Origin of the sequence: Inquilinus sp. (assembly GCF_039594555.1) — a bacterium.
GTDB lineage: Bacteria > Pseudomonadota > Alphaproteobacteria > DSM-16000 > Inquilinaceae > Inquilinus.
In genome coordinates, this window is sequence record NZ_JBCNNF010000310.1 from 1 (window position 1) to 8,154 (window position 8,154).

The window sequence follows — 8,154 nt, forward strand, 5'->3', positions numbered from 1 at the left end:
TTCTCCTTCATCCTGGCCGAGCTCGGCGTGAAGCTGCAGCTGCTGCCGGAGGCGGGGCGCGACCTGATCCTCGGCGGCGCGATCCTGTCGATCCTGCTCAACCCGGTGGTGTTCAACGCCTTCGGCCGGCTGCGGCCGCTGCTGGAGCGCGCGGCGCCGGTCCCGATGCCGGCGGGCGGCCCGGCGGCCATCCCGGACGAGGAGGCGCCGTCGGCCGAGCCCACGCCGGCCCCCGCCGTGCCGCCCGTGCCTGAGCCGACCCTGGACGAGCCGGCGGTGCCGACGGCGCTGACGGACCATGTCGTGCTGGTCGGCTATGGCCGGGTCGGCAGCCTGATCGGCGCGGCCCTGCAGGCGGCCGGCCGGCCGTTCCTGGTGATCGAGGACGCCGACCAGCCGCTGGCCCGGCTGCGCGAGGCCGGGATCGAAACCATCATCGGCAACGCCGCCGCGCCGGAGGTGCTGGGCCTGGCCAACCTGCCGGCGGCGCGGCAGCTCGCCGTCGCCGTGCCGAATGCGTTCGAGGCCGGTCAGATCGTCGCTCAGGCGCGGGCCGCCAATCCCGGCATCGCCATCATCGCCCGGGCGCATTCCGACGCCGAGGTGGAGCATCTGCGCAGCCTCGGCGCCGACGCGGTGATCATGGGCGAGCGCGAGATCGCCCGCGGCATGGCCGAGGCCCTGACTGCCAACACGGCGGTGCCGCCGGGAGTCACGCAAACCGCGTGACTCTCTCAGCCCTGATTGCAAATCTGTTGCGCAGGGATAGCGGTTCAGACATATTACATACTGTATACCAGTTGGACTCTTGCCAATCATGACTGGTCGCGGGCGGACCGGCCGACATCTGAGTGACCCTGGTCGGCCCGTTTCCGCCGGTCGCGCATCCGGGCGACGAGACGCGACGGCCCGGCGTCGATGCAGCAGCGGCGCTCAGCGCCTGACACCCTCCAAGACTCGATTGGCGCTCAGCGCCCCCTCGCCTTTGCAGGCCCTGCCCGGAGTCCCGGGATCGTTCAGGGCCGGTCTCCGGAGGCCCCGGTCGGCCGGTCCGATCCCGTATCCCTCCTCGGCCTAGGCCTTCAGGGGCCAAAGAACCGCCGGCAATCAACGACCGGCCGAACGACACAACACTGGGAGAGCCATCGCCATGAGTGCGATTTCCAACGCGAGCGCCGGGACGGGGAGAGCTCCGACTAATCGCTGGATCCAGTTGATCGCCGGCATCGTCTGCATGGTCGCCGCCGCGAACATCCAATACGCCTGGACCCTGTTCGTGCCGGAGATCCAGGAGACCTATGGCTGGAGCCGCGCCGCGATCCAGACCGCCTTCACCATCTTCGTCATCGTCCAGACCTGGCTGACCCCGATCGAAGGCTATTTCATCGACAAATATGGCCCGCGCGCCCTGGTGCTGGTGGGCGGCGTAATGACCGGCCTGTCCTGGGTCGTGAACTCCTACGCCACCTCGCTGACCGGCTTCTATGTCGGCGCCGCGATCGGCGGCATTGGCGTCGGCTGCGTCTATGCCACCTGCGTCAACGCCGCGCTGAAATGGTTCCCGGACCGGCGCGGCCTGGCCGTGGGCCTGACCGCCGGCGGCTACGGCGCCGGATCGGCCCTGACCATCATCCCGATCGCCAGCGTCATCGCCGGCTCGGGCTACCAGACCGCCTTCTTCTGGTTCGGCCTGATCCAGGGCAGCATCATCTTCGCCGCCGCCTGGTTCCTGCGCGCGCCGGGCAAGGAGGAGGTGAAGCACTCGACCAAGGTCGCCCAGACCCGGCGCGACTACACGCTGGGCGAGGCGCTGCAGACGCCGGTGTTCTACGTCATGCTGTTCATGTTCATCTGCACCGTCACCGGCGGCCTGATGGCGGTGGCCCAGCTCGGCGTCATCGCCCAGGATCTCGGCGTCAAGGACATGCCGGTGAACCTGTTCTTCTTCACCATGGCGGCGCTGCCCTTCGCCCTGATGCTGGACCGCATCATGAACGGCATCTCGCGGCCCTTCTTCGGCTGGGTGTCCGACCATATCGGGCGCGAGAAGACGATGTTCATCGCCTTCACCATGGAAGGCATCGGCATCGTCGCGCTCGGCACCTTCGGCCACAACCCGTGGGCCTTCCTGATCCTGTCGGGCGTGGTGTTCCTGGCCTGGGGCGAGGTCTACTCGCTGTTCAGCGCCACCGCCGGCGACACCTTCGGCACCAAGCATCTCGGCAAGATCTACGGCGTGTTGTACTGCGCCAAAGGCGTCGCAGCACTGCTGGTGCCGTTCGGCAACCTGCTGATGGAGGCGACCGGCACCTGGTCGACGGTGCTGTACACCGTCGCGGCGATGGACTTGATCGCGGCCTTCTCGGCGGTCCTGATCCTGCGGCCGATGCTGCAGCGCCACCATGCCCGCAACGCCTCGGCCCTGGCCGCGGCCCAGCCGGAGCGGGCGGCCAGCCACAGCGGCCGGCTGGCCAGCGCGAACTAGGCGACCGGGCCGGCGCATCCGTGCCGGCCCCCCGGGACCTCACCCGGCCGTCACGCGTCCGTCCCCAGGACGGCCGGGGATTTTCGGAGCGATGCTCCGCGGGATGGAAGAGCCGGGCCGGGAGGGGCGACCCTCCCGGCCGGTTTCCGTTTCGGCATGCCGTGCCGCGCCACTTCGCAGATCCGCCACAATCCGACCCGACGATGCGGCCATGTCCGACGCACCCACCATCATCCGCATGCTCGGCCGGTTCCTGCTCAACACCCTGGTGCTGCTGGCCTGGATGTTGGCGGCGGCGCTGGTGTACACCCTGGCCAGTTGTACCTCCGGCGATCCCGTCAGCTGGGCGATCCTGATCGTGATCGCGGGCGGTTTCTTCGTCTGGCCGGTCACCCTGGCCCTGCTGATCGGGGCCTTCGCCCTGGCGATCCGGTATCCTTACACCCGCAGCTGGTGGCGCACGGTCTTGGCGATCACCGCGGTGCTGGCCTTTCTCGGCGCGGCGGCGGGCCTCGGTGATCGCCAGGCCTGCAGCTTCGGCGGCTTCTGACCCCGGCCTCAGCCCTCGAAGACAAGCTGGATGCGGTCGCTGGCGAAGCTGGACAGTCCGAACTCGACCACCGCGCCCTCGGCGTCGACATTCAGCGCCTCGGTCGCCATCACCGGCCGGGTGCGGGTAATCTCGAGCAGCCGCTGCTCCCGCGCATCCGGCAGCCGGGCCGAGACCCGGGTGCGGCGGCGGGTGTAGTCGGTGACGCCGAGGCGGGCGAAGCTGGCCGTCACCGAGCCGGTCTCGCGGAAGATCTCGACCAGCCCCGGGAAGCGCGCCGCCGGGAAGTAGTGGCTGGCGAGGCTGAGCGGCAGCCCGTCGGCATGCGACCGCGTGTCCAGGCGGATCACCGGCGTCCCGGCCGGCACCTCCAGCTCCCGCGCGATCTGGGCGGAGGCCGCCTCAGTCGCCGCTTCCAGCAGCTCCAGCCGGGCGGCGCGATTCTCCCGCTTCATGTTCTCGTGAAACCGCGTGCGCCGGCCGATCAGATAGGCGATGGCGCCGAGATGGACGAAGGTGCCGCGGCCCTGGGTGACATCGACTAGGCCCTGCTCCTCCAGCTCTGCCATCGCGCGCCGCACCGTGTGGCGGTTGACGCCGAACCGCTCCGACAGCTCCGCCTCGGTCGGCAGCCGGGCCCCGGCCGGGTGCACCCCGTCGCGGATCTCGCGCTCCAGCGTCTCGCTGATCTGGCGCCACAGGGCGACGCCGGCGCCGCGGCTGAGGGAGGTCTGCAAAGTCATGCCAGGTCCGTCACGCAAATTTCATCCATCCCGACTTGCGGATGTCGTCGAGTCTCATTCATGATCTAAACATACGGATGACTAGATGACTGGGCAATAGGTCTATCAGTCTATGATCGAGAAAACTGAAGAGCGCCGCGACTGGATGGCTGTGCTGGCCAAGGCCGATCCGGCGAGACTGCAGCAGTTGTGGTCCGATCTCGGGGACGAGACCGGCTTCACCACGCTGCGCCCGGCCGAGACCGGCATGGTGATGGTGCGCGGCCGCGCCGGCGGCGACGGCATGGCCTTCGCCCTCGGCGAGATGACGGTGACGCGTTGCACCGTTCGGCTGGACGGCAGCGAGGTGCTGGGCTTCGCCTATGTCGCCGGCCGCGACCGCCGTCATGCCGAGATCGCGGCCCGCGCCGACGCCCTGTTGCAGACTGACCGGCGCGACACGGTCGAGGCTGCGCTGATCGCGCCGCTGCGCGAGGCCCAGGTGGAGGCGCGTGCGACCGCACGGCGCAAGGCGGCGGCCACCCGCGTCGACTTCTTCACCATGGTGCGGGGGGAGAATCCGCGATGACCGCCATCCTCGATTCGGCGGCACTGCTGCCCGGCTTCGCCGACCCGGTACTGGGCAGCCAGTCGGTGTTCCGCGCCGTGCTCGACGCCATGTCCCGGCCCGGCCGCCCGGTCGCCTGTCCGGAGCCGTTGGCCGCGCCGGCGCCGCTGGGCCGCGCCATGACGGCGGCGGCGCTGACCCTGGTCGATTTCGACACCCCCGTCTGGCTCGACCCGGCCCTGGCAACCCCGGCGGTGCAGAGCTTCCTGCGCTTCCACACCGGCGCGCCGCTGGTCGCCGACCCAGCGGCCGCCGCCTTCCTGCTGGTGGCCGATGCCGCGTCCCTGCCGCGCCTCGGCGGCCTGGCGCTGGGCGAGGACCGCTACCCCGACCGCTCGGCGACGCTGGTGATCGAGGTGCCGGCGCTGGACGGGCCGGAGGCCGGCCGCTTCACCGGCCCGGGGATCGCAACGGCCGAGCCCGCCCGTATCGCCGGCCTGCCGGGCTGGTTCCGCGAGGACTGGGCGGCCAATGGCGCCGCCTATCCGCTCGGCGTCGACTGTCTGCTGACCTGCGGCGACCGGATGCTGGGCCTGCCGCGCACCACCCGCTGGGAGGGCTGATCCGATGTATGTCGCCGTCAAGGGAGGCGAGCGCGCGATCGAGAACGCCCAGGCGCTGGTGGCGGAAACCCGCCGCGGCGATCCGGCGGTGCCCGAGATCGCCCCGGACCAGATCCGCGAGCAGCTGGGCCTGGCCGTCGACCGGGTGATGGCCGAGGGGTCGCTGTACGATCGCGACCTCGCCGCGCTGGCGATCAAGCAGGCGCAGGGCGATCTGGTCGAGGCCATCTTCCTGCTGCGCGCCTACCGCACCACGCTGCCGCGCTTCGCCATGTCGGAGCCGATCGACACCGCGAAGATGACCGTGCGGCGCCGCGTCTCCGCCACCTACAAGGACATTCCGGGCGGCCAGATCCTGGGTCCGACCTACGACTACACCCACAGGCTGATCGACTTCGCCCTGGCCGCCGCGGGCGAGCCGCCAGTGGCGCCGGAGGGCGAGGCGGGGCTGGACGGGCCGGTGCCGCGCGTGGTCGACATCCTCAACCGCGAGGGGCTGATCGAGCGCGAGGCCCAGGCGCCGGAGGGGCATGAGCCGGTCGACCTGACCCGCGACCCGCTGACCCTGCCGGCCGACCGCGACCAGCGGCTGCAGAACCTGGCGCGGGGCGACGAGGGCTTCCTGCTGGCGCTCGGCTATTCGGTGCAGCGCGGCTATGGCGGCAACCACCCCTTCGCCGGCGAGATCCGGCTGGGCGAGGTGGCGGTCGAGATCGTGCCGGAGGAGCTGGGCTTTCCGATCGAGATCGGCGAGGTCACCGTCACCGAATGCCAGATGGTGAACCAGTTCGCCGGGTCGAAGTCGGCGCCGCCGCAATTCACCCGCGGCTACGGCCTGGCCTTTGGCCATTGCGAGCGCAAGGCGATGGCGATGTCGTTGGTCGACCGGGCGCTCAGGGCTCGCGACCTGGGCGAGGCCGCGCGCTACCCGGCCCAGGACGAGGAGTTCGTGCTGGCGCACAGCGACAATGTCGAGGCCTCGGGCTTCGTGCAGCATCTCAAGCTGCCGCATTACGTCGACTTCCAGGCCGAGCTGGAGCTGATCCGCCGGCTGCGGGCGGAGCATGAGCGCCACGCCCGCGAGACGGCGGACGACGCGGCGACCCGGAAGGAGGCGGCGGAATGAGGATCCGTGTTCTTTCCCCTGATCGTCATTCCCGCGAAAGCGGGAATCTCCCGCCGGTGGGTGCGTTTCGAGATCCCCGCTCTCGCGGGGATGACGAAGAAGGGAAGTGGGTGAGAGGGCAGAGCGATGTCTGACGTGAACACTGCTGTAGCTCGCGACCCCGGCTACAACTTCGCCTATCTCGACGAGCAGACCAAGCGGATGATCCGCCGGGCGCTGCTGAAGGCGGTGGCGATCCCCGGCTACCAGGTGCCGTTCGGCGGCCGCGAGATGCCGGTGCCCTATGGCTGGGGCACCGGCGGCATCCAGGTCACCGCCAGCGTGATCGGCCCGGACGACGTGCTGAAGGTGATCGACCAGGGCGCCGACGACACCACCAACGCCGTCAACATCCGCCGCTTCTTCGCCCGCGTCGCCGGGGTGGCCACGACCGAGGACACCGGCGAGGCCACGGTAATCCAGACCCGCCACCGCATCCCGGAGCAGCCGCTGGCCGAGGGCCAGATCCTGGTCTACCAGGTGCCGCAGCCCGAGCCCCTGCGGCGGCTGGAGCCGCGCGAGACCGAGGCCCGGATGATGCACGGCTTCGCCGATTACGGGCTGATGCATGTCCGCCTGTACGAGGACATCGCCCGCTACGGCCACATCGCCACCACCTACGACTATCCGGTGATGGTGCATGGCCGCTACCTGATGGCGCCGTCGCCGATCCCGAAATTCGACAATCCGAAGATGCACATGAACCCGGCGCTGCAGCTGTTCGGGGCGGGGCGCGAGAAGCGGATCTACGCCATCCCGCCTTATACCCAGGTGGTCAGCCTGGATTTCGAGGACCATCCCTTCGAGATCCAGCATTGGGAGCAGCCCTGCTCCCTGTGCGGCGCCGAGGACAGCTATCTCGACGAGGTCGTGCTCGACGACGCCGGCGGGCACATGTTCGTCTGCTCCGACAGCCATCACTGCCGCACCCGGCGCGATGCCGGCCATCACGGCAGCCTGAGCGGCGAGGCGGTGGCCGCCTATGACCGCGCCGTCCACCAAGCCCATGGCGAGCAGGCGCATGCGCCGAAGGGAGCCGAGGCATGAGCGGCGACATCCTGCTGCGGGTCGAGGGCCTCACCAAGCTGTATGGCGACACCGTCGCCTGCCGCGACGTCGCCTTCGAGATGTCGCCCGGTGAGGTGCTGGGCATCGTCGGCGAGAGCGGGTCGGGCAAGACCACGCTGCTCAACTGCATCTCCGGCCGGCTGGCACCCAGCGCCGGCACGGTGGCCTTCGACACCCGCGTTCGCGGCCTGATCGACATCTACGCGCTGTCGGAGCCGGAGCGGCGGATGCTGGCCCGCACCGACTGGGGCTTCGTGCACCAGAACCCGCGCGACGGGCTGCGCATGGATGTCAGCGCCGGTGCCAATGTCGGCGAGCGGCTGATGGCGGTCGGCGCCCGGCACTACGGCCGCATCCGCGGCCAGGCGCAGGACTGGATGGCGAAGGTCGAGCTCGATCTCGGCCGCATCGACGACCGGCCGGCGACCTATTCCGGCGGCATGCAGCAGCGGCTGCAGATCGCCCGCAACCTGGTCACCAACCCGCGCCTGGTGTTCATGGACGAGCCGACCGGCGGCCTCGACGTCTCGGTGCAGGCCCGGCTGCTCGACCTGTTGCGCAGCCTGGTGCGCCGGCTCGGCATCGCCGTGGTGCTGGTCACCCATGACCTCGCCGTCGCCCGCCTTCTCGCCGACCGCCTGATGGTGATGCGGCACGGCCGGGTGGTCGAGACCGGCCTGACCGACCAAGTGCTGGACGACCCGCAGCACCCCTATACCCAGCTCCTCGTCTCCTCTGTCCTGCAGGTCTGAGCCATGCCGAACGCGACTCCGATGATCGAGGTCTCCGGCCTGTCCAAGACCTTCGTGCTGCACAACCAAAACGGTGTCCGGCTGCCGGTGTTCGCCGGCGTCGACTTCACCGTGGCCGCGGGCGAATGCGTGGTGCTGGGCGGCGCGTCCGGCGCGGGCAAGAGCACCTTCATGCGCACCCTCTACGGCAACTACCTGGCCTCGGCCGGGCAGGTGCTGGT

The 8,154-nt window shown here is 70.1% G+C and carries 10 protein-coding genes; 9 read left to right on the forward strand and 1 reads right to left on the reverse strand.

Annotation, left to right across the window (positions count from 1 at the left end; genetic code table 11):
* The 3 genes from ABDW35_RS26425 to ABDW35_RS26435 all read left to right on the forward strand — a co-directional run.
* Positions 1 to 729: NAD-binding protein (locus ABDW35_RS26425; RefSeq protein WP_343716842.1), on the forward strand; the 729-nt coding region annotated here is incomplete at its 5' end.
* Between the two features lie 421 nt (positions 730 to 1,150).
* Positions 1,151 to 2,485 carry an oxalate/formate MFS antiporter gene (gene oxlT / locus ABDW35_RS26430; RefSeq protein WP_343716843.1) on the forward strand — a complete coding sequence of 445 codons (1,335 nt, stop codon included), beginning with the start codon at positions 1,151 to 1,153 and terminating at the stop codon, positions 2,483 to 2,485.
* A gap of 211 nt (positions 2,486 to 2,696) precedes the next feature.
* Positions 2,697 to 3,035: a hypothetical protein gene (locus ABDW35_RS26435; protein ID WP_343716844.1), complete on the forward strand. Its 339-nt coding sequence runs from the start codon at positions 2,697 to 2,699 to the stop codon at positions 3,033 to 3,035.
* An 8-nt stretch (positions 3,036 to 3,043) separates the two neighbouring features.
* Here the strand turns inward: ABDW35_RS26435 and phnF are convergent, their stop codons facing one another.
* On the reverse strand, positions 3,044 to 3,778 hold the full coding sequence (gene phnF / locus ABDW35_RS26440; RefSeq protein ID WP_343716845.1) for a phosphonate metabolism transcriptional regulator PhnF: 735 nt from the start codon (positions 3,776 to 3,778) through the stop codon (positions 3,044 to 3,046).
* 112 nt (positions 3,779 to 3,890) lie between these two features.
* Here phnF and phnG point away from each other — a divergent pair, with 112 nt between their 5' ends.
* The 6 genes from phnG to ABDW35_RS26470 all read left to right on the forward strand — a co-directional run.
* Positions 3,891 to 4,346: a phosphonate C-P lyase system protein PhnG gene (gene phnG / locus ABDW35_RS26445; RefSeq protein WP_343716846.1), complete on the forward strand. Its 456-nt coding sequence runs from the start codon at positions 3,891 to 3,893 to the stop codon at positions 4,344 to 4,346.
* Positions 4,343 to 4,948, forward strand: a complete 606-nt coding sequence (gene phnH / locus ABDW35_RS26450) for a phosphonate C-P lyase system protein PhnH (protein ID WP_343716847.1) — start codon at positions 4,343 to 4,345, stop codon at positions 4,946 to 4,948. Before phnG ends, phnH begins: the two co-directional genes overlap by 4 nt.
* Positions 4,949 to 4,952: 4 nt before the next feature.
* Positions 4,953 to 6,074, forward strand: coding sequence for a carbon-phosphorus lyase complex subunit PhnI (locus ABDW35_RS26455; protein WP_343716848.1), 1,122 nt, complete (start codon positions 4,953 to 4,955; stop codon positions 6,072 to 6,074).
* Between the two features lie 126 nt (positions 6,075 to 6,200).
* On the forward strand, positions 6,201 to 7,160 hold the full coding sequence (locus ABDW35_RS26460) for an alpha-D-ribose 1-methylphosphonate 5-phosphate C-P-lyase PhnJ (RefSeq protein WP_343716849.1): 960 nt from the start codon (positions 6,201 to 6,203) through the stop codon (positions 7,158 to 7,160).
* A complete protein-coding gene (phnK, locus tag ABDW35_RS26465; RefSeq protein WP_343716850.1) occupies positions 7,157 to 7,933 on the forward strand; it encodes a phosphonate C-P lyase system protein PhnK in 777 nt (258 codons plus the stop codon). Before ABDW35_RS26460 ends, phnK begins: the two co-directional genes overlap by 4 nt.
* A gap of 3 nt (positions 7,934 to 7,936) precedes the next feature.
* Positions 7,937 to 8,154: ATP-binding cassette domain-containing protein (locus ABDW35_RS26470; RefSeq protein WP_343716851.1), on the forward strand; the 218-nt coding region annotated here is incomplete at its 3' end.